This window comes from Streptomyces diversicolor, assembly GCF_057537855.1.
Map to the genome: position 1 here is coordinate 11,995 of NZ_BAAJXA010000001.1, position 25,115 is coordinate 37,109.

General features: G+C 71.6%; 16 protein-coding genes. 10 read left to right on the forward strand and 6 right to left on the reverse strand.

What is annotated here, in order from left to right; all coding sequences use genetic code 11:
• The first annotated feature begins 95 nt into the window (after positions 1-95).
• From AC27LF_RS00065 to AC27LF_RS00095, 7 genes are all read left to right on the forward strand, one after another.
• A complete protein-coding gene (locus AC27LF_RS00065; RefSeq protein ID WP_479660498.1) occupies positions 96-1,448 on the forward strand; it encodes an ABC transporter substrate-binding protein in 1,353 nt (450 codons plus the stop codon).
• Positions 1,449-1,453: 5 nt separating this feature from the next.
• A complete protein-coding gene (locus tag AC27LF_RS00070) occupies positions 1,454-2,407 on the forward strand; it encodes a carbohydrate ABC transporter permease (RefSeq protein WP_479660499.1) in 954 nt (317 codons plus the stop codon).
• On the forward strand, positions 2,404-3,279 hold the full coding sequence (locus tag AC27LF_RS00075) for a carbohydrate ABC transporter permease (protein ID WP_479660500.1): 876 nt from the start codon (positions 2,404-2,406) through the stop codon (positions 3,277-3,279). The genes AC27LF_RS00070 and AC27LF_RS00075 overlap by 4 nt, the downstream gene beginning before the upstream one ends.
• Before the next feature lie 30 nt (positions 3,280-3,309).
• Entirely contained in the window at positions 3,310-4,917 is a 1,608-nt protein-coding gene (locus AC27LF_RS00080; RefSeq protein ID WP_479660501.1) for a glycoside hydrolase family 13 protein, read from the forward strand.
• 174 nt (positions 4,918-5,091) lie between these two features.
• Positions 5,092-7,269 carry a discoidin domain-containing protein gene (locus AC27LF_RS00085; protein WP_479660502.1) on the forward strand — a complete coding sequence of 726 codons (2,178 nt, stop codon included), beginning with the start codon at positions 5,092-5,094 and terminating at the stop codon, positions 7,267-7,269.
• Positions 7,270-7,562: 293 nt separating this feature from the next.
• Complete coding sequence (locus AC27LF_RS00090; protein ID WP_479660503.1) at positions 7,563-9,614, forward strand: phosphocholine-specific phospholipase C; 2,052 nt, start codon at positions 7,563-7,565, stop codon at positions 9,612-9,614.
• A gap of 66 nt (positions 9,615-9,680) precedes the next feature.
• Positions 9,681-10,514 carry an LURP-one-related family protein gene (locus AC27LF_RS00095; protein WP_479660504.1) on the forward strand — a complete coding sequence of 278 codons (834 nt, stop codon included), beginning with the start codon at positions 9,681-9,683 and terminating at the stop codon, positions 10,512-10,514.
• Here AC27LF_RS00095 and AC27LF_RS00100 read toward each other — a convergent pair.
• Both AC27LF_RS00100 and AC27LF_RS00105 read right to left on the reverse strand, forming a co-directional pair.
• Positions 10,497-11,462, reverse strand: a complete 966-nt coding sequence (locus AC27LF_RS00100) for a DMT family protein (protein WP_479660553.1) — start codon at positions 11,460-11,462, stop codon at positions 10,497-10,499. The two genes, AC27LF_RS00095 and AC27LF_RS00100, sit on opposite strands and share 18 nt — an antisense overlap.
• A gap of 5 nt (positions 11,463-11,467) precedes the next feature.
• A complete protein-coding gene (locus tag AC27LF_RS00105; RefSeq protein ID WP_479660505.1) occupies positions 11,468-12,265 on the reverse strand; it encodes a phosphatase PAP2 family protein in 798 nt (265 codons plus the stop codon).
• A gap of 222 nt (positions 12,266-12,487) precedes the next feature.
• On the opposite strand from AC27LF_RS00105, the gene AC27LF_RS00110 reads away from it, so the two are divergent.
• Positions 12,488-13,102: a TetR/AcrR family transcriptional regulator gene (locus AC27LF_RS00110; RefSeq protein ID WP_479660506.1), complete on the forward strand. Its 615-nt coding sequence runs from the start codon at positions 12,488-12,490 to the stop codon at positions 13,100-13,102.
• Between the two features lie 783 nt (positions 13,103-13,885).
• Here the strand turns inward: AC27LF_RS00110 and AC27LF_RS00115 are convergent.
• Positions 13,886-14,890, reverse strand: a complete 1,005-nt coding sequence (locus AC27LF_RS00115; protein WP_479660507.1) for a DUF2510 domain-containing protein — start codon at positions 14,888-14,890, stop codon at positions 13,886-13,888.
• Positions 14,891-15,140: 250 nt separating this feature from the next.
• Here AC27LF_RS00115 and AC27LF_RS00120 point away from each other — a divergent pair, with 250 nt between their 5' ends.
• The gene (locus AC27LF_RS00120; RefSeq protein ID WP_479660508.1) at positions 15,141-17,822 is read left to right on the forward strand and encodes an ATP-binding protein; all 2,682 of its coding nucleotides are present in this window, start codon (positions 15,141-15,143) and stop codon (positions 17,820-17,822) included.
• Between the two features lie 204 nt (positions 17,823-18,026).
• Here AC27LF_RS00120 and AC27LF_RS00125 read toward each other — a convergent pair whose 3' ends face one another.
• Positions 18,027-19,097 carry an ATP-dependent DNA ligase gene (locus tag AC27LF_RS00125; protein WP_479660509.1) on the reverse strand — a complete coding sequence of 357 codons (1,071 nt, stop codon included), beginning with the start codon at positions 19,095-19,097 and terminating at the stop codon, positions 18,027-18,029.
• Between the two features lie 89 nt (positions 19,098-19,186).
• On the opposite strand from AC27LF_RS00125, the gene ligD reads away from it, so the two are divergent.
• A complete protein-coding gene (ligD, locus tag AC27LF_RS00130) occupies positions 19,187-20,212 on the forward strand; it encodes a non-homologous end-joining DNA ligase (protein WP_479660510.1) in 1,026 nt (341 codons plus the stop codon).
• Between the two features lie 62 nt (positions 20,213-20,274).
• Here the strand turns inward: ligD and AC27LF_RS00135 are convergent, their stop codons facing one another.
• Positions 20,275-22,422, reverse strand: a complete 2,148-nt coding sequence (locus AC27LF_RS00135; protein WP_479660554.1) for an OmpL47-type beta-barrel domain-containing protein — start codon at positions 22,420-22,422, stop codon at positions 20,275-20,277.
• A 47-nt stretch (positions 22,423-22,469) separates the two neighbouring features.
• Positions 22,470-24,950, reverse strand: coding sequence for a ThuA domain-containing protein (locus AC27LF_RS00140; protein ID WP_479660511.1), 2,481 nt, complete (start codon positions 24,948-24,950; stop codon positions 22,470-22,472).
• Positions 24,951-25,115: the final 165 nt, after the last annotated feature.

Below are 25,115 nucleotides of genomic sequence, written 5' to 3' on the forward strand. Positions count from 1 at the left end.
CGAATAATTACAGATTCTGCGCGACATCTTGCGAAGCGCTGTTGCCGGTGCTTGAGTGTGCGACGCCCACAGCTCCTGTCCAGAGGGGTCCACCGATGTCAAGCACCGGCCTGAGCCGCACCTTTGTCGCGATCGGCGTCTGTTCCTGCCTTGCCCTCGCCGCCTCGGCCTGCGGGTCGTCCGACGACGAGTCGGCCGGCGGCAAGACCCGCATCACCGTCAACTGCGAGCCGCCCAAGAGCGCCAAGGTCGACCGGAAGTTCTTCGAGGAGGACATCGCCGCCTTCGAGAAGAAGAACCCGGACATCGACGTCGTCGCACACGACGCCTTCCCCTGCCAGGACCCGAAGACGTTCGACGCGAAACTGGCCGGCGGCCAGATGGAAGACGTCTTCTACACCTACTTCACCAACGCCAAGCACGTCGTGGACATCAACCAGGCCGCCGACCTCACCCCGTACGTCAAGGAGCTGAAGAGCTACGAGACCATCCAGAAGCAGCTGCGCGACATCTACACCGTCGACGGCAAGGTCTACGGCATCCCGCGCACCGGCTACTCGATGGGCCTGATCTACAACCGCAAGCTCTTCGAGAAGGCGGGCCTCGACCCCGACAAGCCGCCGGCCACCTGGCAGGAGGTCCGCGCCGACGCCAAGAAGATCGCCGCGCTCGGCGGCGGCACCGTCGGCTACGCCGACTACAGCGCCCAGAACCAGGGCGGCTGGCACTTCACCGCCGAGCTGTACTCGCAGGGCGGCGACGTCGTCGGCGCCGACGGCAAGAAGGCCACCATCGACACCCCCGAGGGCCACGCCGTCCTGCAGAACCTGCACGACATGCGCTGGAGCGACGACTCGATGGGCAGCAAACAGCTCCTCATCATCAACGACGTGCAGCAGATGATGGGCTCGGGCAAGCTCGGCATGTACCTCGCCGCCCCCGACAACATCCCGATCCTCGTCAAGGAGAAGGGCGGCGACTACAAGGACCTGGCGCTCGCCCCGATGCCCGGCGGCAAGGCCACGCTCATCGGCGGCGACGGCTACATGTTCAACAAGAAGGCGACACCCGAGCAGATCCGGGCCGGCCTCAAGTGGCTCGACCACATGTTCCTCACCCCGGGCTCCGGCTTCCTCGGCGACTACGCCCGCGGCCGGCAGAACGACGCCCCGGTCGGCCTGCCGGAGCCGCGCCTGTTCACCGGAGCGGCCGACGCCAAGGACCAGGAGATCAAGAAGGCCAACGCCAACGTCCCGGTGGAGAACTACCGTGCCTTCCTCGACGGCAACCAGAACCTCCGGATGAAGATCGAGCCGCCGAACGCCCAGCAGATCTACTCCGTCCTCGACGGGGTCGTCTCCGCCGTCCTCACCAAGGAGGACGCGAACATCGACCAGCTCCTCAAGGACGCCTCCGGCAAGATCGACGGCATTCTGGCCCGGAGCTGACCGCGATGACGAAGACGGCAGCGCGGCGGGACGTCCCGGCCCTCGCCGTACGCCCCCTTCCGGCGCCGCCCCCGGTAGGGGGCCGGGGGCGGCGCCGCCTGAACGACCAGCTCCGGGCCTACGGATTCCTGCTCGGCGGGCTCGTCTGCTTCGCCCTGTTCTCCTGGTACCCGGCGATCCGCGCGGTCGTGATCGCCTTCCAGAAGTACACACCGGGCTCCCCGCCCGAGTGGGTCGGCACCGCCAACTTCACCCGTGTCCTGCACGATCCGGAGTTCGCGGCGGCCTGGCGCAACACGCTCACCTTCACCCTGCTCGCCCTGCTCATCGGCTTCGCGATCCCGTTCGTCCTCGCCCTGGTGCTCAACGAACTGCGGCACGCCAAAGCCTTCTTCCGGGTCGTGGTCTACCTGCCGGTGATGATCCCGCCGGTGGTCAGCGCCCTGCTGTGGAAGTGGTTCTACGACCCGGGGGCCGGCCTCGCCAACGAGGCGCTGCGCTTTCTGCATCTGCCGACCTCCACCTGGTCCAACGGCGCCGACACCGCCCTGGTCTCCCTGGTGATCGTGGCGACCTGGGCCAACCTGGGCGGCACCGTGCTGATCTACCTGGCCGCTCTCCAGTCCATCCCCGGCGAGCTGTACGAGGCGGCCGAACTGGACGGCGCGAGTCTCCTGCAACGCGTGCGGCATGTGACGATCCCGCAGACCAGGTTCGTCATCCTCATGCTGATGCTGCTTCAGATCATCGCCACCATGCAGGTGTTCACGGAGCCGTTCGTCATCACGGGCGGCGGCCCGGAGAACGCCACGGTCACCGTCCTGTACCTCATCTACAAGTATGCCTTCCTCTACAACGACTTCGGCGGCGCCTGCGCGCTCAGCGTGATGCTCCTGGTCCTGCTCGGGGCGTTCTCCGCCGTCTATCTCAGGCTCACCCGCTCGGAGGGGGACGCATGAGCACCCGGACCCTTCTCTCCCCGTCCGTGCTGGCCCGGCCGCGCGGCAAGGCCCTCTACTGGACCGTGTTCACCGGCACCGTCGTGCTCTTCGCGCTCGCCTTCCTCTTCCCCGTCTACTGGATGGTGACCGGCGCGATGAAGTCGCCGGACGAGGTGGCACGGACCCCGCCCACCCTCGTCCCCGAACGCTGGCACATCGACGGCTTCACCGACGCCTGGGACCTCATGCAGCTGCCCCAGCACCTGTGGAACACGGTGGTGCAGGCCGCCGGTGCCTGGGCGTTCCAGCTGGTGTTCTGCACGGCCGCCGCCTACGCCCTGTCCACACTCAGACCCGCCTTCGGCAAGGTGGTGCTCGGCGGCATCCTGGCCACCCTGATGGTCCCGGCCCAGGCCCTGGTCGTACCGAAGTACCTGACGGTCGCCGATCTGCCGCTGATCCACACGAGCCTGCTCAACGACCCCCTCGCGATCTGGCTGCCGGCCGTCGCCAACGCCTTCAACCTCTATCTCCTCAAGCGGTTCTTCGACCAGCTCCCGCGGGATGTGCTGGAGGCGGCCGAGATCGACGGCGCCGGAAAGCTGCGCACCCTGTGGTCCATCGTGCTGCCCATGTCCCGGCCGGTCCTCGGCGTGGTCTCCATCTTCGCGCTGGTCGCCGTCTGGCAGGACTTCCTGTGGCCGCTGATGGTCTTCTCCGACACCGACAAACAGCCGATCAGCGTGGCCCTGGTCCAGCTGTCCCAGAACATCCAGCTGACCGTGCTGGTCGCCGCCATGGTGATCGCCAGCATCCCCATGGTCGCCCTGTTCCTCGTCTTCCAGCGGCACATCATCGCCGGGATCAGCGCCGGCAGCACCAAGGGCTGACACGGCCCCCTCGACAGAAAGGCACGCACTGTGGGACAGCCCACCCAGGCCCGTGACCAGAGCGACTGGTGGCGCTCCGCCGTCATCTACCAGGTCTACGTACGCAGTTTCGCCGACGGCGACGGCGACGGCACCGGGGACCTCGCGGGAGTCCGCGCGAAGCTCCCCTACCTCGCCGAACTCGGCGTGGACGCACTCTGGTTCAACCCCTGGTACCTGTCGCCGATGAAGGACGGCGGCTACGACGTCGCCGACTACCGGGTGATCGACCCGGCCTTCGGGACCCTCGCGGAGGCGGAGAAGCTGATCTCGGAGGCCCGGGAACTGGGCATCCGCACCATCGTCGACGTCGTACCGAACCACGTCTCCGACCAGCACCCCTGGTTCCGCGCCGCGCGCGCCGCGAAACCGGGCAGCCCCGAGCGCGCGCTGTTCCACTTCCGGCCCGGGCGCGGCGAGCACGGCGAACTGCCGCCCAACGACTGGCCGTCCCAGTTCGTCGGCTCCACCGAACCGGTGTGGACCCGGCTGCCCGACGGCGACTGGTACCTGCATCTGTTCACGCCCGAGCAGCCCGACCTCAACTGGGCCCACCCTGCGGTCCGTCAGGAACACGAGGACGTCCTGCGCTTCTGGTTCGAGCGGGGCGTCGCGGGCGTCCGCATCGACTCGGCGGCCCTGCTCGCCAAGGACCCCGCGCTGCCGGATTTCACCGAGGGACAGGACCCGCACCCGTTCGTCGACCGCGACGAACTCCACGACATCTACCGCTCCTGGCGCACCGTCGCCGACACCTACGACGGCGTCTTCGTCGGCGAGGTGTGGCTGCCCGACCCCGAGCGCTTCGCCCGCTATCTGCGCCCCGACGAACTGCACACCGCCTTCAACTTCTCCTTTCTGTCCTGCCCCTGGGACGCCGGGCGGCTGCGGGAGGCGATCGACACGACGCTCGCCGAGCACGCCCCGGTGGGCGCCCCGGCCACCTGGGTGCTGTGCAACCACGACGTGACCCGCACCGTCACCCGCTACGGCCGTGCGGACACCGGCTTCGACTTCGCCGCGAAGACCTTCGGCACCCCGACCGATCTTGCCCTGGGCACCCGGCGGGCCCGGGCCGCCGCGCTGCTGTCCCTGGCGCTGCCCGGCGCGGTCTACCTCTACCAGGGCGAGGAACTGGGCCTGCCCGAGGCCGACATACCGGTGGACCGCATCGAGGACCCGATGTACGCCCGCTCCGGCGGCACCGACCCGGGCCGCGACGGCTGCCGGGTGCCGCTGCCCTGGGTGGCCGAGGCGCCGTACGCGGGCTTCGGATCCCGGCAGGAGCCCTGGCTGCCGCAGCCGGCCGGCTGGGCCGACTACGCCGCCGACCGGCAGCAGCGGGACCCCGCCTCGATGCTCGCCCTCTACCGCGCGGCGATCCGGCTGCGCGCCGCCTTCGGGCACGGCCCGCTGACCTGGCTGCCCGCCCCCGAGGGCGTCCTCGCCTTCACCCGCGTACAGGGCGCCACCTGTGTGGTGAACCTCGCCGCTGCCCCCGCCGACCTGCCCGCGCACAGCGAACTCCTGCTCACCAGCGGCCCGCTGGACGACGAGGGCCGGCTGCCCCAGGACACGGCGGCCTGGCTGCGCACCTGAGCCGCCGGCACCCCTGCTGTCCCCGTCCACCGGACCGTCCACCGGAACCCCGCGATTGCCTCCACCGCACGCCCGTGATCCCCGCGCACCGCACGCCCCGCCGTCCTGCTCCACGGCACCCCGCTGTTCCGCACCTCGCTCATCCCCGCACCCCCACCACGAAGGGATCAGCACATGTCCAGCAGCACCCGCAGAAATGTCAGGCGCATGCCGGCCATCGGCGCGGCCGTCGCCCTCGCGGCCGGCATGCTCGTCACCCTCGCGCCGTCCGCGCACGCGGCGGCCGGCGCCACCCTGCCGTTCACCTCGGTCGAGGCCGAGTCGGCGACCACCACCGGCACCAAGATCGGCCCCGACTACACCCAGGGCACCCTCGCCTCCGAGGCATCCGGCCGCCAGGCCGTGCGGCTCACCTCGGGCCAGCGCGTCGAGTTCACCGTGCCGCGCGCGGCCAACGCGGTGAACGTCGCCTACAGCGTCCCGGACGGCCAGTCCGGCACCCTCGACGTGTACGTCAACGGGCAGAAACTGGCGAAGACCCTCACGGTCACCTCCAAGTACTCCTACGTCGACACCGGCTGGATTCCGGGCGCCAAGACCCATCACTTCTTCGACAACGCCCGGCTGCTGCTCGGCCAGAACGTGCAGGCGGGCGACAAGGTCGCCTTCCAGTCGACGGGCACCCAGGTCACCGTGGACGTCGCCGACTTCGAGCAGGTGGCCGCGGCGGCCACCCAGCCCGCCGGATCGGTCTCCGTCACCTCCAAGGGCGCCGACCCCAGCGGCAACGGCGACTCCACCCAGGCCTTCCGGGACGCCATCGCCGCCGCGCAGGGCTCAGTGGTCTGGATCCCGCCGGGCGACTACCGGCTGACCTCGTCGCTCAGCGGCGTGCAGAACGTCACCCTCCAGGGCGCCGGCAGCTGGCACTCCGTCGTGCACACCTCCCGTTTCATCGACCAGTCCGGCTCCGCCGGCAACGTCCGCATCAAGGACTTCGCGGTCATCGGCGAGGTCACCGAACGCGTCGACTCAAGCCCCGACAACTTCGTCAACGGGTCCCTGGGGCCGAATAGTTCGGTGTCCGGCATGTGGATCCAGCATGTCAAGGTCGGCCTCTGGCTGATGGGCAACAACGACAACCTGGTCGTCGAGAACAACCGCATCCTCGACACCACCGCCGACGGCCTCAACCTCAACGGCAACGCCAAGGGCGTCCGGGTCCGCAACAACTTCCTGCGCAACCAGGGCGACGACTCGCTCGCCATGTGGTCGCTGTACGCGCCGGACACCGACAGCAGCTTCGAGAACAACACCGTCTCGCAGCCCAACCTTGCCAACGGCATCGCCGTCTACGGCGGCACGAACATCACCGTCAAGAACAACCTGATCTCCGACACCAACGCCCTCGGCAGCGGCATCGCGATCTCCAACCAGAAGTTCCTCGACCCCTTCTCCCCGCTGGCCGGCACCATCACCGTCGACGGCAACACCCTCGTGCGCACCGGCGCCATGAACCCGAACTGGAACCACCCGATGGGCGCGCTGCGCGTCGACTCCTACGACAGCGCCATCAACGCGACCGTCAACATCACCAACACCACCATCACCGACAGCCCCTACAGCGCCTTCGAGTTCGTCTCCGGCGGCGGGCAGGGCTACCCGGTCCGCAACGTCACCGTGGACGGCGCGACGGTGCGCAACACCGGAACCGTCGTGGTGCAGGCCGAGGCCCAGGGCGCCGCCACCCTCCGCAACGTCACCGCCACCGCGGTCGGCGCCGCCGGCATCTACAACTGCCCCTACCCGGCGAACTCCGGCTCCTTCGCCCTCACCGACGGCGGCGGCAACTCCGGCTGGAACAGCACCTGGTCGGACTGCTCCACCTGGCCCCAGCCGGGCCAGGGCAACCCGGACCCCGACCCGGCCCGCAACCTGGCCAAGGGCCGCCCCGCCAGCGCCACCGGCTCCGTGGACGTCTACACACCCGGCAAGGCGGTCGACGGCGACGCGAACAGCTACTGGGAGTCCACCAACAACGCCTTCCCGCAGTCCCTGACGGTCGACCTCGGGTCCGCGCAGGCGGTACGCCGCCTGGTGCTGAAGCTGCCGCCGTCCACGGCCTGGGGCGCACGCACCCAGACCATCACCGTGCTCGGCAGCACCGACGGCCAGAACTACACCACGGTGGTCGGCGCCCAGGGGTACCGGTTCGACCCGGCCACCGGCAACACGGCCACCGTCGCCCTGCCGAGCGGCACCGGCCTGCGCCACCTGCGGCTGACGGTCAGCGCCAACACCGGCTGGCCGGCGGCCCAGTTCAGCGAGGTGGAGGCATACCTGACCCCCTGACCCGCCCGCGGGCGCCGGTCCCCCGAGCGCCGTAGCACGCGAGTCGGTGCCGAGCACGGCATGCCACCGCCCGTACAGCGAACGAGCCACGACCGCGGCCCGCGCCCACCCGACACGGGGCGCGGGCCGCGGCACGAGCGGTTGCGCGGACCGCGCCCGCCGGCTGTACCGCCGACCTTCACATCGGCGCCATCACGCCCTTCCCTGACGTCCGCCGCTCTTGGAACACTCGCACCGCGCACCTTCCGTCACACCCCTGACGTTCCGTACGCCAGAGATGAGAGGCCCCTCGCATGCCCGAAGTCAACCGGCGCAGATTCCTCCAACTCGCGGGCGCCACCTCGGCCTTCACCGCCCTGTCCGGCAGCATCGAGCGGGCCGCCGCGCTGCCCGCGAACCACCGCACCGGCTCGGTCGAGGACGTGGAGCACATCGTCGTCCTCATGCAGGAGAACCGCTCCTTCGACCACTACTTCGGCTCGCTCGGCGGCGTCCGCGGCTTCGGCGACCCGCGCCCGGTGGCCCGGCCCGACGGCAGGCCCGTCTGGTACCAGTCGGACGGCGGGAAGGACCTGCTGCCCTTCCGCCCCGACGCCGACGACCTGGGACTCGCCTTCATCCAGGACCTGCCGCACGGCTGGAACGACACACAGGCCGCCTTCGCCGAGGGCAGGTACGACGCGTGGGTGCCGGCCAAGGGCGCCACGACCATGGCGTACCTGACCCGGCAGGACATCCCCTTCCACTACGCGCTCGCGGACGCGTTCACCATCTGCGACGCCTACCACTGCTCGTTCATCGGCTCGACCGACCCGAACCGCTACTACATGTGGACGGGCCACACGGGCAACGACGGCCGTGGCGGCGGCCCGGTCCTCGGCAACGACGAGGCGGGCTACTCCTGGACGACCTACCCCGAACGCCTGGAGCGGGCCGGGATCTCCTGGAAGATCTACCAGGACATCGGCGACGGCCTCGACGCGAAGGGCGGCTGGGGCTGGATACCGGACGCCTACCGCGGCAACTACGGCGACAACTCGCTGCTGTACTTCAAGCAGTACCAGAACGCCGCGCCCGGCGACCCGCTGTACGACAAGGCACGCACCGGCACCGACGCCCGCAAGGGCGAGGGCTTCTTCGACCGGCTGCGGGCGGACGTGGCGTCCGGCAGCCTGCCGCAGATCTCCTGGATCGTCGCCCCCGAGGCGTTCACCGAGCACCCCAACTGGCCCGCGAACTACGGCGCCTGGTACATCGCACAGGTACTCGACGCGCTCACCTCGAACCCCGAGGTGTGGTCGAGGACGGCGCTGTTCCTCACCTACGACGAGAACGACGGCTTCTTCGACCACCTGGTCCCGCCGTTCCCGCCGGCCTCCGCGGCGCAGGGCAAGTCGACCGTCGACGCGGGCCTCGACCTGTTCAAGGGCGACGGCGGCCATGTCGCGGGACCCTACGGGCTGGGCCAGCGGGTGCCGATGCTGGTCGTCTCCCCGTGGAGCAGGGGCGGCTTCGTCTGCTCCGAGACGTTCGACCACACCTCGATCATCCGGTTCATGGAGCGCCGCTTCGGCGTGCACGAGCCGAACATCTCGCCCTGGCGGCGCACGGTCTGCGGCGACCTGACCGCCGCCTTCGACTTCTCCCGCAGGGACACCCGGCCCCTCGCCCTGCCCGCGACCGACGGCTATCTGCCGCCCGACCGGGACCGGCACCCCGACTATGTGCCCACCCCGCCCGCCGACCCGGCGCTGCCGCGGCAGGAGCGCGGCCTGCGGCCCACCCGGCCGCTCGGCTACGCCCCCGTGGTGGACGGCTCGGCCGATCATGCGGCCGGGACGTTCACGCTGCGCTTCGCCTCCGGCGCGCGGGCCGGCGCCGCCTTCCTCGTCACCTCCGGCAACCGCACCGACGGCCCCTGGACGTACACCACCGAGGCGGGCACGTCCGTCGCCGACACCTGGAACTCGGCGTACTCGAAGGGCTCGTACGACCTGACCGTGCACGGTCCCAACGGCTTCCTGCGGGTGTTCAAGGGCCGCGGCAGGAGCGCGGGGCCCGAGGTCACCGTGCGTCCCCTGGGCGACGACGTGCAGCTCACCTTCACCAACAAGGGTTCAGGCACGGTACGGCTGAGGGTCGCCGACGGGTACGGCGGCAGACCGTGGACGGTGTCGGTGCGGGCCGGGGCCACCGTCCGGCGCACCGTGGACCTCTCGGCGAGCCGGCGCTGGTACGACCTGACCGTGACGTCCGAGGCCGATGCGGGCTTCCTGCGCGGGTTCGCCGGACACGTCGAGAACGGACGCCCAGGGGTCAGCGATCCGGCGATCGCCGCGACGTGACGCCCCGGTGACGACCGGGGCGGACGGACCGGACGGGTACCGGCCTGATCGGGGTAGTGTGCCCCGGTGACCACGCAATCGAACACACCCGCGGGCTGGTACCCCGATCCGCACGGAGCGCCCCGGACGCTCCGTTACTGGGACGGCGCGCAATGGACCGAACACACCACTGCGGACCAGCCCGGGGCCCAGCAGGCGGCCGCCCCGCAGTCCTCGGTGCCGCAGCAGCCCGCCGCCGACCCGCGCGTCCAGCGGCAGGTGCAACAGCAGGCCGGGGTCGCGGGCGGCGCGGCCGGCGGCGGGACGCTGTTCACCGAGCCGGTGCTGGTGGTGAACCAGAAGGCCAAGCTGATCGAGCTGACCAACGAGTACAAGGTCATGGACCAGCAGGGCCGCGACCTCGGCGCCGTGGTCGAGGTCGGACAGAGCGCCCTGAAGAAGGTCCTGCGCTTCGTCTCCAGCCTCGACCAGTTCATGACGCACCGGCTGGAGATCCGCGACCCCCACGGGCAGCCCCAGCTGGTGCTCACCCGGCCCGCGAAGGTCTTCAAGTCCCGGGTGATCGTGACCCGCCCGGACGGCTCGCCGGTCGGTGAGATCGTCCAGCAGAACATGATCGGGAAGATCAACTGCGCGATGAACGCGGACGGCCGGCAGGTCGGCGCGATCAGGGCGGAGAACTGGCGGGCGTGGAACTTCGCGATCGTCGACCACGCGGACAACGAGGTGGCCCGGATCACCAAGACCTGGGAAGGGCTCGCCAAGACGATGTTCACGACCGCGGACAACTACGTCCTGCAGATCCACTACCAGCTCCCCGAGCCCCTGCTGAGCCTCGTGGTGGCCACGGCCCTGACCGTCGACACCGCACTCAAGCAGGACTCACGGGGCCTCGGCTGACCCTCCCGACAGGGTGGTGAAAGGCCCCGGATCCGGGCGAGGGGATGTGCGGTACGGTCCGGCCGGGCCGGTACGCGGCTCCCGAGCCGGCACCGCGGCCACCGGGTGCGCCTTCGCCTGGTCGGCGACGGGCCCCGGCACCCGGGTCAGCACCACCACCCCCCAGGACGCCACCGCCGCCCCGGCCAGCGCCAGCAGCACACCGCCGACGCCGCCCCTGAGGCCCTGCCCGAGCAGGGCGAGGCCGATCACCGCGGCGGCCACCGGATTGGCCAGCGTCACCACGGCGAGCGGCGCGCCCAGGCCGTCCCGGTAGGCGGTCTGCGAGAGCAGCAGCCCGCCGGTGGCGAACCCGGCGACCAGCAGCGCGACCACGATCACCGCCAGGCTCAGCACCGGTCCCGTGCGGTCCGTCGCCGCCACCGTCACCGTCTGGGTGAGCGCCGAGGCCACGCCCGAGGCCACGCCGGAGGCCGTCGCGTGCCGCAGGCCCGGCCGGGTGCCGGGCCGGGCCAGCACGCCGACCAGGGCGGCCGTCGAACCGGCCACGGCCAGCGCCTCGGTCAGGGACAGCACCCGGTGCGGCGCCGGTCCGGACGCCGTGACCAGCAGCGCCGCGAGTCCGAGCAGCGTCAGGGCGGTGCCCCGCCATTCGGCGGCGCCGACCCGCCGCCCCGCCAGCCGGGCCCCCATCGGCACCGCGGCCACCAGGGTGAGCGCGCCGAGCGGCTGTACGACGGTCAGCGGACCGTACTTGAGGGCCGCCACGTGCAGCACCGCGGCGCCCCCGTTCAGCCCGACCGACGTCCACCACGCGCCGGTGCCCAGCAGCCGCAGCAGGCCGGTACCGGAGCTGCGGGCGGCCAGCCGCTCCTGCGCGACCGCGGCGGCCGCGTACGCGACGGCGGAGACCAGGGAGAGGGCGACGGCGAGCAGCGCTGAGCTCATCGGGCTCATCGGGCGTCCGCTCCCACCAGGACCCGCTCCTTCGGCACGGACCGCCGGGTGCCGCGGCCCGCCGTCCCGGCGCCGTGCCGCGGGCGATGGATCGCGGCGAGGGCGAGGCCGAGCAGGGCCGCGGCGACGATCGCGTCCAGCCAGTAGTGGTTCGCCGTCCCGACGATCACCGCGAGGGTGATCAGCGGGTGCAGCAGCCACAGCCAGCGCCAGTGCGAGCGGGTCGCCGCGATCAGGCCGAGCGCCACCATCAGGGCCCAGCCGAAGTGCAGCGACGGCATCGCCGCGAACTGGTTGGACAGGTGGTCGCTCGACGGCGGCCCGTACACCGACGGTCCGTAGACGCGGGCGGTGTCCACCAGACCGGTGGCGGCCAGCATGCGCGGCGGCGCGAGCGGGAACGTGAAGGGCAGCACCAGGGCGGCGGTGGTGACCGCGGCGAGCACCCGGCGGGCCCAGAGGTAGTGCGCCGGGCGCCGCAGGTACAGCCAGACCAGGAAGGCCAGCGTGGCCGGGAAGTGGACCGTCGCGTAATAGGTGTTCGCCAGGTGGACGAGCGGGCCGCCGTGCAGCAGTGCGGACTGCACGGAGCCCTCGCCGGGGAGGTGCAGTGTCCGTTCCAGGTCCCAGACGCGGTGGGCGTTGCGGAACGCCTCGCCGGTGTGGCCCGTGGCCAGTTGCCGGCCGAACTTGTAGACGAGGAAGAGCCCCGCGACGAGCAGGAACTCTCGGACGAGCGGGGGCCGGGCTATGGAGCCCGGGTCCGCTTCTGCAGGCTCGGTTCGGGCATTCATCCCCCGGCCCTTTCGCTGACGGTCGTGCGTGTGGCGGTGCGGAGCCCCGGGCCCCCGACCGGAACTCATCGATACGTATGCGTACCGAAACGACAGTGTACCGATACGCTCCTGTACCGGTACACTGACGTATCGATTGATGTGCGACACACTGGGAACGGATGGTGGACCCGCCCGTCGAGCGCAGCCCCGGGGCGGGCCGAGGAGTGAGGAGACCAGCGCATGACGTCGCAGGCCGCGAACGGACCGGAGACGGTCGCCGCCTCGCGCCGCTCCAAGATCACGCCCGAGCGTGAGCGGGAGTTCTTCGACGCCGTGCTCGAACAGATCCGCGAATGCGGCTACGACTCCGTCACCATGGAGGGCGTCGCCGCCAGCACGCGGTGCAGCAAGTCCACGCTCTACCGGCAGTGGAAGACGAAACCCCGGTTCGTGGCGGCGGCGCTGCGCGCGAACAGCCGGGTGCGGTTCGGCGGGATCGACACCGGGTCGCTCGCTGACGACCTGCGCGAGGCCGCGCACGCCGCGGGTGACTGGTCCGGCAAGGACACCCGGCTGCTCCAGTCGCTCGGCCATGCGATCACGGCCGACCACGAACTCAAGGGCGTGCTCCGGGAGGCGCTGGTCGACCCCGAGATCGCCGCGCTCCAGGAGATGCTGCGACGCGGGGTCGAACGCGGCGAGGTGCGCCCGGACAACCCCGCGCTGGAGTACGTGCCCGCCATGATGTTCGGCGTGCTGCGCATCCGGCCCGTGCTGACCGGCCAGTACGCCGACTCCGCCTATCTCGTCGGGTTCGTGGAGGCGGCCGTGCTGCCCGCGCTGGGCCTGACCTGAGACTCAGGCCACCGTCCACGGGATGACGGGACGGTGGCCTGTGCGCGCCGCACCGTGGGGACGGGGGCGGCGCACCCCGGCCGGGTGGGACTCCCTGGAGCGGAGGCAGCCCCACCCGGCCACCCACTTCCCCGGGGCGGTGTCGTCCCGGCATCACCGGCGAGGCGCCCCACCCGCCCGCTCCACGGACAACCCCCACCGCCCCACACGCACGCGGGCCCGCGACGGCCGTCCCCACGCGGCGGGCCGCACCGGAGGGTGGGTCGCGCGCGGGCGGCGGCTGGTCGTTTGTTTCACGGGGTGAGGATACGGGGGCCGTGTGGCGTGAGCGCGGGCCCCGCGGTGGCCGTCGCCGCGTGGTGGGCCGCGGCGGAGGGTGGGTCGCGCGCGGGCGGCGGCCGGTCGGTTGTTTCACGGGGCGAGGATCCGGGGCGGCCGCCCCGCACGCACGAGGGCCCGCGATGGCCGTCGCCGCGTGGTGGGCCGCACCGGAGGGTGGGGCGCGTGTGGGCGGCGGCCGGTCGGCCGGCTCACGGGGTGAGGGTCCGGGACGGCCGTCTGGCGTGAGCACGGGCCCGCGGTGGCCGTCGCCGCGTGGTGGGCCGCACCGGAGGGTGGGTCGCGTGTGGGCGGCGGCCGGTCGGTTGTTTCGTGGGGCGAGGGTCCGAGCCGGCCGTCCGGTGTGAGTGACGTGCCCTTGGGCGGTCGTTCCGCGGGGGCGCGGCGGCCGTGCCGCGCGGCCAACCGCCCCGGTCGGCGCTTCCGCGCGGGCGCGGTTGTGGGTCAGACGTTCTGGCCGTTGCCGCCGCCCGACGAGACCTTGATGCCCTTGGTGATGTCGTCGATCACCGACGTGCCCTCCCCGGCGTCGACGCCGAAGCGGACCACCACCATCTGCCGGGCGTTGGCGGGGGAGGGGAACGCCAGCGACTCGACGTAGCCGTCGCTGCCCTTGCTCGTGACCGCCTTCCAGCGGACCATGTACCCCTTCTGCCCGGCCACGGTGACCGCCTTGGCGGCCAGCACCTCGTGCGAGGTGATGCTGCCGTAGGTCTTGCCCCCGTACGACTCCTCCGCGTTGGCCGCGATGTCCGCCTTGGCGACCTCCTCGGGCGTGCTCCCGTCGGTGCCGAGCACCAGCGCGGGCGCCGAGTAGGCACCGCCGTCGGTGCACGTCTTGGAGGTGTCGCCCGGGCACTTGTAGGAGTGGCCGGAGGTCACCTGCGCGCCCGCGTTGAATACCTGCCCGGTCCAGCCGTCCGGCACCGGCAGACTGATGCCGTTGACCGGGTCCGACACCGTGCCGCCGCCCTCGACCTTCGGCGCCTCGGACTCCCCGGGCGCCGGCGAGCCGCCACCGGACTCGCCCGAGCCGCCGGATCCGCCTCCCGGACCACCGCCCGAGCCGCCGCCCGGCCCGCCGAACGGACCGCCCGGCCCGCCGCTCTGCCCCTCGGTACCGCCCGGCACCCGCGGGGAACCGGCCCGGTCGCCACCGGAGCCGCCGTCGGACAGCGCGTACACGCCGACCCCGATGCCCGCGAGCACCGCCGCCGCCACGCCGATCGCGATCCCGGTGCGCAGCCCCCGCCGGGGCCCGGCCGGCGGCTGCGCGGGATAGGGCGGATAAAGCCCGGCCGGCTGCGTCGGGGGACCCCATGCGGCGGCCGGCCCGGCGGGGCGGGTCTGGTCCGTCCATGCCTTGCCGTCCCACCAGCGTTCGGTGGGCGGACCGTCATTCGTCTGCCCGGGGTCGGGGTACCACCCGGGAGGAGTCACCTGCGTCATGCCCCCACCGTATGAGGCGTCGGTGAAAGCCGGATGAGAGGACCCGCGACCGACGCCACCGCCCGGCCGCCCCGGGCCGGTTGACCCACCGTTCGCTCGGCACCGGCACGCCCGGGCCGGGACCCGGCGCCCGGTCGGCAAGCGGTTCACCCGTCATGACAGGAGCTGCACGGACGCTCCTCCGCGCGACCCGCCGGACGGCTACGCTCGGGATCCGTACGTCGTTCGGGCGACTTGGGGAGGTAACGGGATGACGCAGGTACGGCCCCGCGCGGCCGCCTCCGCCTCCCTGTGGGAGCGCGACGCGGAGATCGCCGCCGTCACGCGGGCGCTCGACGTCCTGTGCGCCGACCGGTCGTCCGCGGGAAGCCTGCTGGTGTTCCAGGGCGAGGCGGGACTCGGCAAGACGGCGCTGCTCGCCGAGAGCAGGCGCATCGCCGAGCGCCGCGGCTGCACGGTGTGGTCCGCCCGCGGCAGCGAGACGCTGCGGTCCGTCCCGTTCAACGTGGTACGCCAACTGCTCCAGCCCGCCCTGGTGTCGCTGCGACCCGAGGAGGCGCGCGACCACCTCGGCGACTCGTACGACATCGCGGGCCCCGCCCTCGGTATCGCGGACCCCGTCGCGGGGCGGCCCGACCCGCGGGACGTGTGCGACGGACTCGTCGCCGCCGTCGGCCGGCTGGCCGAACGGGAGCGGCCGTTGGTGCTGCTGATCGACGACGCCCACTGGGCCGACCAGGAGACCCTGTGCTGGCTGGCCGCCTTCGCGCAGCGCCTGCACGAGCTGCCCGTGCTGGTCGTGGTCGCCAGCAGGCCCGGCGAGGTGAGCGGCGAGAGCGGCCGGCACCTCGACGCCGTGGCCGCCGTCGCGGCCGGCCCTGTCGCCCGGCTCAGCGCCCTCACCCCGCACGCCACGGCCGGACTGACCCGCGCCACCCTCGGCCCGCACGCCGACGCCCCGTTCTGCCGCGAGGTCTGGGCGGTCACCGGCGGCAACCCGTACGAGACGGTCGAACTCCTCGCCAAGGTCCAGGACAGCGAACTCGAACCGGTCGAGGCCCGGGCCGGCGACCTGCGCCCGCTCAACCGCTCGGCCCGCGGCGGCGAACTCGTCGCCCGGCTTGAGGGCCTTGGCATGGACGCCACCCGGTGCGCCTGGGCCGCCGCCGTCCTCGGCACCGGCATCACCGTGGATCAGGTCGCCCGACTCGCCACCATGAACGTCGAGGCGGCGCAGCGCTGCGTCGACCTGCTGTGCACCGCCCGCATCCTCGCCCGGCCCGACCCGGCGGACGCCCGCCAGGACCAGGGCGACCTGGAGTTCGTCCACCCGCTGATCGCCTCCGCGGTCTACCACTCGATCCCCGAGGCCCTGTGCACCGCCATGCACGGCATCGCCGCCCAGGTCGTCACCGACTCGGGGCGCGGTGCCGCCGCGGCCTCCCGGCACCTCCTGCGGGTGCACCCGGACGACGACGAGGAACTGGTCGAGCAGTTGCGCGAGGCCGCCCGGGAACACCTCGCCGTCGGCGCGCCCGACGCGGCCCGGCGCTGTCTGGAGCGCGCCCTGCTGGAGCCGCCGCTGCCCGAGGTGCACGCCCTCGTGCTCTTCGAACTGGGCTGCGCCACCCTGCTGACGGCACCCGCCGCCACCGTCGACCACCTGCGGAGCGCCCTCGCCATGCCCGGCCTCGACGGTGCCACCCGTGTCGACGCCGTCGTCCGGCTCTCCCAGGCGCTGCTGCACAACGACCAGGTCGAGGACGCCGTGCGCACCGTCGAGGCCGAGGCGGCGCGGCACGCACCGGGTCCCGCCCGGATGCGGTTGCAGGCCGTGCGCTTCATGGGGGAGGTCATCCACGGCGAGGCCGCGGCGCCCGGCCGTTCCCAGCGGCTCGCCGACCTGGCCAGGACCTGCACCGGCCGCGACAACTCCGAAAGGGCCCTGCTGATCCTGCGTGGATTCGACGCGATGACGCACGGCGAGAGCGCCGAGGAGGTCGTCGAGTGGTGCGACCGCGCCCTGGTCGACGGCCGTCCGGCGCCGGGCCTCGGCTGGACCGACACCGAGTGGGGCATCGAACTGCTGATGATGCTGGGCGGCTCGTACGCCTACGCCGACCGGCTCGACCGTGCCGAGAACCTGTTCACGGAGGCGCTGCGCGTCTACACGAACGCCCGCTGGAGCGGTGGCCACCTCGCCCTGGCGAACGCGTCCCTCGGGCTCGCCCTGCGCAGACAGGGCCGGCTGAAGGAAGCGGAGGCCGTCCTGCGCGATGCGCTGGAACTGGCCGAGGGAGTCGGCCGCCGGCTGCATCTGCACTGGTCGGCCATCTGCGGACTCGTCGACACGCTGCTGGCCCGCGGCCGGGTCGAGGAGGCATGGACGGTCGCCGAGCAGTACGACTTCGCGCCGCCCCATCCGTCGACCATCGTGCTGCCCGACACCCGCTGTGTGCGCGGCCGGCTGCTGCTCGCCGTCGGCCGCACCGAGGAGGGCATCAACGAACTGGAGGCCGCCGAGAAGGCCGCCGCGTCCCGCGGGGGCCACAATCCGGTGCTCGCGCCCTGGGCCGTCGACCTGGCCAGGGCGCTCGCCGCGACGGACCCGGCGCGGGCCGCCCGACTGGCCACCGACGCCCGCCGGCAGGCCGAACGGTTCGGCACCGACACGGCGATCGGCGAGGCCCTGCGCTGTGCGGCGGCCCTGGAGACCGGGCAGCGCGCGGTGCGGCTCGCCGCGCAGGCCGTGGCGCATCTGGAGACCTCGCCCTGTCGGTACGAGCACGCGGCGGCCCGCATCGAGTACGGCATCGCGGCGCGCTCGCCCGCCGAACTCGACCGGGGCCTGTCGCTGGCGCGGTCCTGCGGCGCGGACGGGCTGGTGACGCGGGCGGAGCAGGCGCTCAGCGCTCCGCTGCGGGCGCCGTGATGTGTCGTCCCTTGTCTGCGGCACCGTTTGCGTGCGGCGCCGTTTGCCTGCGGCGGCGTCGTGGCTGGTCGCGCAGTTCCCCGCGCCCCTTCGGGGGCGCTGTCGGGTTGTTGCTCGTCTGCGGCGGCGTCGTGGCTGGTCGCGCTCGCGCGGTGGAGCCGCATGTCGATGCAGCCCCGCGGCCCTAGGGGGCGCTGTCGATTGTCAGGGCTGGGGGCCGAAGATTTCTGCGAGGTCGTAGCGCACCGGTTCCTCCAACTGGGCGTAGGTGCAGCTTTCGGCGGTGCGGTCGGGGCGCCAGCGGCGGAAGCGGGCCGTGTGCCGGAAACGGGCGCCGCTTTCCATGTGGTCGTACGCCACCTCCGCCACCCGCTCCGGCCGCAGCGGCACCCAGGACAGGTCCTTCTTGCCCGACCAGCGGCTCGGCGCCCCGGGCAGCCGGGCCGTCTCGTGCGCGGACTCCTCGGCCCAGGCCGCCCACGGGTGCCCGGTCACGTCCGTCATCCGCAGCGGCTCCAGCTCCTCGATCAGCTCCGCGCGCCGCTTCATCGGGAAGGCGGCGGACACGCCCACATGCTGGAGCGTGCCGCGGTCGTCGTACAGGCCGAGCAGCAGCGAGCCCACCACCGGGCCGCTCTTGTGGAGGCGGTAGCCGGCCACCACGACGTCCGCGGTGCGCTCGTGTTTGATCTTGAACATCACCCGCTCGTCCTGCCGGTAGTGCCCCGCCGGCGGCTTGGCGATGACGCCGTCCAGACCCGCGCCCTCGTACTGTTCGAACCACTGCCGCGCCACGTCGATGTCCGTGGTGGCCGGCGCCACGTGCACCGGAGCCGTCGCCCCGGACAGCGCCCGCACCAGCAGCGCCCGCCGGTCCGTCAGCGGCACGTCGAGCAGCGACTCGTCGTCCAGCGCCAGCAGGTCGAAGGCGACGAACGAGGCCGGCGTCCGCTCGGCGAGCGTGCGCACCCGGGAGTCGGCCGGATGGATGCGCTCCGTCAGCGCGTCGAAGTCCAGCCGCCCGTTCAGGGCGATCACGATCTCCCCGTCCAGCACGCACCGCTTCGGCACCCGCTCCTTGAGCGCCGCGACCAGCTCGGGAAAGTACCTGGTCAGCGGCTTCCCGGTGCGGCTGCCCAGCTCCACCTCGGGTCCATCGCGGAACACGATGGCGCGAAAACCGTCCCACTTGGCCTCGTAGTGCATGCCCGGCGGGATCCTCGCCACCGGCTTGGCGAGCATCGGCTTCACGGGCGGCATGACCGGTAGATCCATGGTCTGATTCTGCGCGTGTGACCGACATTGTGCATACGCCGCGTTTCTCCCGGTGTGCGAGGTGTGCCCGGTACGCCTACCGTGGCGGCATGGCTGACGCGGTGGAACTGGAAGTGGGCGCGAGGACGGTGCGGCTGTCCAGCCCGGACAAGGTCTTCTTCCCGGAGCGCGGTTTCACCAAGCTGGACCTCGCCCGGTACTACCTGGCGGTCGGCCCCGGCATCCTGCGCGCCCTGCGCGACCGCCCCACCACCCTGGAGCGCTACCCCGAGGGTGTGACCGGCGAGTCCTTCTTCCAGAAACGGGCGCCCAGAAACATGCCCGACTGGATCCCGACCGCCCACATCACCTTCCCCAGCGGTCGCAGCGCGGACGAGATGTGCCCCACCGAGGAGGCCGCCGTCGTGTGGGCGGCGCAGTTCGGCACGCTCACCTTTCACCCCTGGCCGGTGCGCCGCCACGACGTCGACCGGCCCGACGAACTGCGCATCGACCTCGACCCGCAGCCCGGCACCGACTTCGCCGACGCCGTGCGCGCCGCCCATGAACTGCGGGCCGTCCTCGACGAGTTCGGCGGGCTGCGCGGCTGGCCCAAGACCTCCGGCGGACGCGGCCTGCATGTCTTCGTGCCGATCGAGCCGCGCTGGACCTTCACCCAGGTGCGGCGCGCGGCGATCGCCGTGGGCCGGGAGATGGAACGCCGGATGCCGGACCTGGTGACGATCAGATGGTGGAAGGAGGAGCGCGGCGCGCGCATCTTCCTCGACTACAACCAGACCGCGCGCGACCGCACCATCGCCTCCGCCTACTCCGTGCGCCCCCGCCCGAACGCCCCCGTCTCGGCCCCGCTGCGCTGGCCCGAACTGGACGGGGTACGGCCCGAGGACTTCGACCTCGCGACCATGCCCGCGCGCTTCGCCGAACTGGGCGATGTGCACGCGGACATGGACGACCACGCCTTCTGTCTTGAGGCCCTGCTCGACCTGGCGCGCCGGGACGAGCACGAGCACGGCCTCGGGGACCTGCCGTATCCGCCCGAGTACCCGAAGATGCCGGGGGAGCCCAAGCGGGTGCAGCCGAGCCGGGCGCGCAAGGAGAAGCCGGCCGGGTCCTGACGGCCGGCCGGCTCCTCGGCGCGCGGTTCCTCGGTGCGCGGTTCCTTGGTGTTCCGCGTCTCCTACAGGTCCTTGATCCGCACGTCCCGGTAGGAGATCACGTCCGCCGTGCTGTGCACCTGGAGTCCGACATAGCCGGAGGCGAACCGCCGCCCGTCCGTGCCCGGGTCGTCCGAGCGGGGCGGGTAGAAGTCCTGGCCGCCGATGTTGTCGAACTCGTTGATCAGCACGCCGTTGCGGTAGACGGAGTAGTGCTGGTCGACCACGCGGATCTCGTAGTCGTTCCAGGTGCCCTTCTGCGTCACACCGGCACCGGCCAGCCCGACCCGGTCGAAGCCGTAGATCGAGCCGGTCTTGTACATGTCGCCGTCGGGCCGGTCGAACACCTGCACCTCGTGCCCGAACTTGATGGCGACCCACTCCGGCCGCGACTCCTCCGGATTGTCGTGGACCTGCGGGAAGCGCACGAACACACCGGAGTTGGCGTTGCCGGTGCCCGGAGCGTCGTCACGCCACTGCAGCCGCAGCGAGAAGTCGCCGTACTTGCGCTGCGGGTACCACAGCATGCCCAGGCCGTCCTTGCTGGTGCCGCTGGTGATCGACCCGTCGCCGTTGCGGGCGAAGGAACCGCCGCCCACGTGCTCCCACTTGGCGAAGGAGTCGGCTGAGCCGTCCAGGATCGTGCGGTAGCCCGTCGTCTGGCCCGGCTTGCCGATGCCGGACTGGCGGGCGGCCTTCTGGATGGCGTTGTACTCCCGCTGGTCGATGACCCCTTCCTTGCGGAGCCGGTCCAGGACCGTCTTCACATGCTTGAGGAACAGCGCCTGGGACGTCCACTCCTTCTCGTCCTCGATCAACTCGTTGATGCGGCACCGATTGTTGGTGACCCGGTTCGGCACGCCCGAGTCGACCGTGCCGACGATCACCGTCAACCGTTCATCGTACTCGGGGCAGTTGGGTGCCGGCACGCCCCCGCCCGCGACGACCGTGAAGCTCACGGACCGCGGTTCGGAGGTGTTGCCGGCCTTGTCGCTCGCCCGGTACGCCACCGTGTGCGCACCGGCCCGGTCCACCACCACGGGGCCGGTGTACGCCAGGTAGGGCCCGGCGTCCAGCGAGTACTCGATGCCGGCCACCCCGGAACCGCCCTCGTCCGTGGCGGTGACGGTCACCTTGGCGTTGCCCACGTACGCCCCGTCCGAGTTGCGGGTGCCGTCGACGCTCACACCGGTGACCGGCGGGACGGTGTCCTGCGGCGGGGCGGAGACCACGGTGAACTCCACGCTCTTGTCGGCGGACACATTGCCCGCCTTGTCCGTGGCCCGGTAGCGGACCGTGTGGGTGCCGGTCTGGTGCACCATCACCGGTCCGGTGTACGGCTGCCAGGCGCCGGTGCCGATGGCGTACTCGATGGTGTTGACCCCCGACCCGGTGTCCGAGGCGGTGACCGTGACCGTCGCCATGTCGATGTAGGCGCCGTCGGCGTTGCGCTCACCGCTGACGGTCGCCGAGGTCTCCGGCGCCGTCGTGTCGTCCGAGGGCGGGGCGACGACGGTGAAGTCGACGCTCTTCTCCGCGGACACGTTGCCCGCCTTGTCGGTCGCCCGGTAGCGCACGGTGTGGCTGCCCACCTGGTCGATGACCACGGGGGCGGTGTACGGCTGCCAGGCGCCCTCGGCGCCGATCGCGTACTCGACGCGGTCCACGCCGGAGCCCTCGTCGGTGGCCGCGATCGACACGCTCGCCGAACCCACGTACTGGCCCTGCGCATTGCGGGCGCCGTCGACCGTCGCCGAGGTCTCAGGCGCCGTCGTGTCCGAGCCGCCGCCCTCGGTCACCACCAGGACGCCCTGCATCTGGCCGTGGCCGGGGATGGTGCAGTGGTAGAAGTAGCGGCCCGGCGTCAGGGTGACCTCGGCGGTGTGCCGGCCGCCCTGGGCGTCGAACGGGTTGGCGAGGATGTTGACCTGGACGTCGCTGTTGTACTCCGGGTCGGTGGTCACGAAGGTCAGTGTGTGCGGCATGCCGGTGGTGTTGCCGGTCGCCGCGCTGTTCTCGAAGACGATCGTGGCCTGCCCCGCGACGGCCGTCGTGGGCGCCGAGAGGTACTTGGTGATGTCGTCGCCCGCGGTCCAGGTGAGCACCTGCTCGGCCGCCGCCGCGGGGGCGTCGTCGCGTCCGGCGGCGGGCGTCGCCTGGAGCCCGAGCATCACGAGGACGGCGGCCAGCAGCGCCGTCAGGATTCTTCGTGGTCGTATCACTGTGTCCCCCTGGCGAGTTGGTCGGCGGGCGGCGTCGGACCGCCGCCGGTGTACGTCACCCGCCACAGCGCCGACTTGCCGTCCGAGGTGAAGAAGCCGCGCCCGTAGTCGAGGACGTACAGCGCGCCGTCCGGACCGAACTTCCAGTCCATGAGGTTCTTGATGCCGTCGTTGCCGACCGGCACGATCTTCTTCAGGGACTCCGAGTGCACCGGCAGCCCGCCGTCGCCCTGGGTCTTGGGATCCATGAGCACGGCGTTGCGCGGCTGGTCGGCGTCGTAGAAGTCGCCGATGAACCACTTGCCGTCCCAGTACGCGGGCCACTTCACGGCGCTGTCGCTCGTCGTGTCGTAGCGGTAGACGGGACCGTTCATCGCGGCCTGCCCGCCGCCCTTGAGCCACGGCAGCCGGTAGGTGGCCTCCTCCTTCTTGTACGAGGGAATCCCGTTCGCGTCACGCGGGTAGTCCGGGCCGCCGCCCTGGGGCGAGTACCAGACGTTGTTGCCGGTGACCGGCGGGATGTTGACGAGCCCGTCGTTGTTCGGCGACTCGTTCTTCGGGTGGTCGCAGTCGTACCAGCCCAGCGGCTTCGACGGGTCGGGCAGATTGCGGTCCCGGTAGGGCTGCTTGTTGCCCATGCAGTACGGCCAGCCCCGGTTGCCCGCCTCGGTGATGACGGCGAACGTGTCGTACTTGGCCGGACCCCAGGTGGTCGACGGCTCGCCCGCGTCCGGGCCGACCCAGCCCGCGTACAGGATGTCCGTCGTCTTGTCGACGAAGATGCGTGCGGGGTTGCGCACACCCATCACATAGATCTCGCCGCGCGTCTTGCCGCCGCCCTCGTCGGTCTCCTTGCCGGTGAAGAGGTTGCCCTGCGGCAGCGTGTACGTCCCGTCGGGCTCCGGGTGGATGCGCAGGATCTTGCCGTTGAGGTTGTTGGTGTTGCCCGCGGTGCGGCGCGCGTCGGCGAACGACACGCCCTTGTAGCTCGGCTGCGGGTTGTTGCCGGAGTACCCGTCGCTGAACCCGCTGGAGTTGTTGTCGCCGGTGGCGATGTACAGGTTGCCCTGGGAGTCCCAGGTCATCCCGCCGCCCGCGTGGCAGCAACTGTGCACCTGCACTGGCCACTTGAGCAGCACCTTCTCACTGCTCAGGTCGAGCTTGTTGGTGGCCTGATCGAGGGTGAAGCGGGAGACGCGCCGCTCCGCCATCTGGGTGTCGCGGTTGAGCTGCGAGTGGGGTGTGTAGTGCAGGTACACCCAGCCGTTCTGCTCGAAGCGCGGGTCCAGCTCGATCCCGAGCAGGCCCTCCTCGACCTTCGTCAGCTCGTCGCCGCCGCCCTTGTTGCCGAAGACGGTCAACTCCCCGGCCAGGGTGACCTTCTTGGTCTTCGGGTCGTAGACATGGATCTGCCCCTTGCCCTTGCCCACGTCCGGGTTGTTCCAGTCGGTGATCACGGGCTGCGAGGAGTCCGCGCCGCCGCGGCCGATGTACAGCACCCGGCCGTCGGGCGCGGCGACAAGGCCGTGCGGCTCGCCGATCTGGTCGTTCTGCCCGGGCTGGTTGGGCTGGGTGAGGCGTTCGGCCCGGTAGTTGGCGTTGATGGTCGCCTTGCAGTCGGCCTGGCTGAGCCGGGTCGTCCACAGCAGGGCGCCGCGCAGATGGGCACGGAAGTCGCTCTCGTCGTACGACGAGACGGTGCCGCCCATGCCGGTGTAGAAGGACCGGCCGCCGTCGTAGTCCCGGCACCAGCTGACCGGGTGGTCCGCGCCGTTGGCGCTCGCCCCGGGCTGGTACGTCGACTCGCGCACCCGGGCCACCGTGTGCACGGCGCCGGAGGGGTTCTTCACCCAGTTGAACCACTGGTCAGGCCGCTTCCACTGCAGCGGCAGATCCTTGGTGGCCGGATGCCGGCGGTCGCCCACCTCGACCGTGGCCCGCTGGACCGCCGCCGGGCTTGAGGCGGCCGGGCGCGCGCCGATCAGACCGGTGAACCAGTCGGAGTACGGCTCGGCGCGGGCCGCGTCATGGATGCCGACGAAACCGCCGCCCGCCTCCATGTATGCCTCAAGTCCGGCCTCCTGGTCCGGATCGAGGACGTCACCGCCGCCGGTCAGGAAGACGACGGAGTTGAAGCGGCCGAGTTTCGTCGCGTTGGTGAACACGGCGGCGTCGTCCGTCGCCTCGACCGCGAAGCGCTCCTTCGTGGGGCCGGACAGACCGATCTTCTCGATCGCCTCGATCCCGGCGTTCACCAGCGGTGACTCGTCACCGGCGGCTGCGGAGCCGTAGAAGAGCAGCACTTTCACGTTCGCGCCGCCCGGTGGCGACTTGATCGACATCGTTGTCAGGGACGGGTCGGGACGCGCGCTCGCGGCCTGACCCGAGAGCAGTCCGGCCGCGACGATCCCCGCGGTCACGGTGGCCGCCCAGGCCCGTCTCCTCCTGCTTGTGGCGCTCAACCCTCGTAAGTGCATGGGCACCTCCTCGGTCACGGCAACAGCGCCAAGAAAGCTAGGCCCCTTTGCACGGCTCGCCAATACCTATGACCGCAATCAAACGAACTTTGTCCTGAGAGTGGATAAACAGGCGCGGGGCAGGTACCGTCGCACAGGTTCATCACAGGTACGCCTCCGCAAAGT

What these genes read in the sequence shown, in the direction of transcription:
- AC27LF_RS00065 (WP_479660498.1), top strand. Translation starts at nt 96, where the DNA reads ATGTCAAGCACCGGCCTGAGCCGCACCTTTGTCGCGATCGGCGTCTGT.
- AC27LF_RS00070 (WP_479660499.1), top strand. Translation starts at nt 1,454, where the DNA reads ATGACGAAGACGGCAGCGCGGCGGGACGTCCCGGCCCTCGCCGTACGC.
- AC27LF_RS00075 (WP_479660500.1), top strand. Translation starts at nt 2,404, where the DNA reads ATGAGCACCCGGACCCTTCTCTCCCCGTCCGTGCTGGCCCGGCCGCGC.
- AC27LF_RS00085 (WP_479660502.1), top strand. Translation starts at nt 5,092, where the DNA reads ATGTCCAGCAGCACCCGCAGAAATGTCAGGCGCATGCCGGCCATCGGC.
- AC27LF_RS00090 (WP_479660503.1), top strand. Translation starts at nt 7,563, where the DNA reads ATGCCCGAAGTCAACCGGCGCAGATTCCTCCAACTCGCGGGCGCCACC.
- AC27LF_RS00100 (WP_479660553.1), bottom strand. Translation starts at nt 11,462, where the DNA reads ATGAGCTCAGCGCTGCTCGCCGTCGCCCTCTCCCTGGTCTCCGCCGTC.
- AC27LF_RS00105 (WP_479660505.1), bottom strand. Translation starts at nt 12,265, where the DNA reads ATGAATGCCCGAACCGAGCCTGCAGAAGCGGACCCGGGCTCCATAGCC.
- AC27LF_RS00110 (WP_479660506.1), top strand. Translation starts at nt 12,488, where the DNA reads ATGACGTCGCAGGCCGCGAACGGACCGGAGACGGTCGCCGCCTCGCGC.
- AC27LF_RS00115 (WP_479660507.1), bottom strand. Translation starts at nt 14,890, where the DNA reads ATGACGCAGGTGACTCCTCCCGGGTGGTACCCCGACCCCGGGCAGACG.
- AC27LF_RS00120 (WP_479660508.1), top strand. Translation starts at nt 15,141, where the DNA reads ATGACGCAGGTACGGCCCCGCGCGGCCGCCTCCGCCTCCCTGTGGGAG.
- AC27LF_RS00125 (WP_479660509.1), bottom strand. Translation starts at nt 19,097, where the DNA reads ATGGATCTACCGGTCATGCCGCCCGTGAAGCCGATGCTCGCCAAGCCG.
- ligD (WP_479660510.1), top strand. Translation starts at nt 19,187, where the DNA reads ATGGCTGACGCGGTGGAACTGGAAGTGGGCGCGAGGACGGTGCGGCTG.
- AC27LF_RS00135 (WP_479660554.1), bottom strand. Translation starts at nt 22,422, where the DNA reads ATGCTCGGGCTCCAGGCGACGCCCGCCGCCGGACGCGACGACGCCCCC.
- AC27LF_RS00140 (WP_479660511.1), bottom strand. Translation starts at nt 24,950, where the DNA reads ATGCACTTACGAGGGTTGAGCGCCACAAGCAGGAGGAGACGGGCCTGG.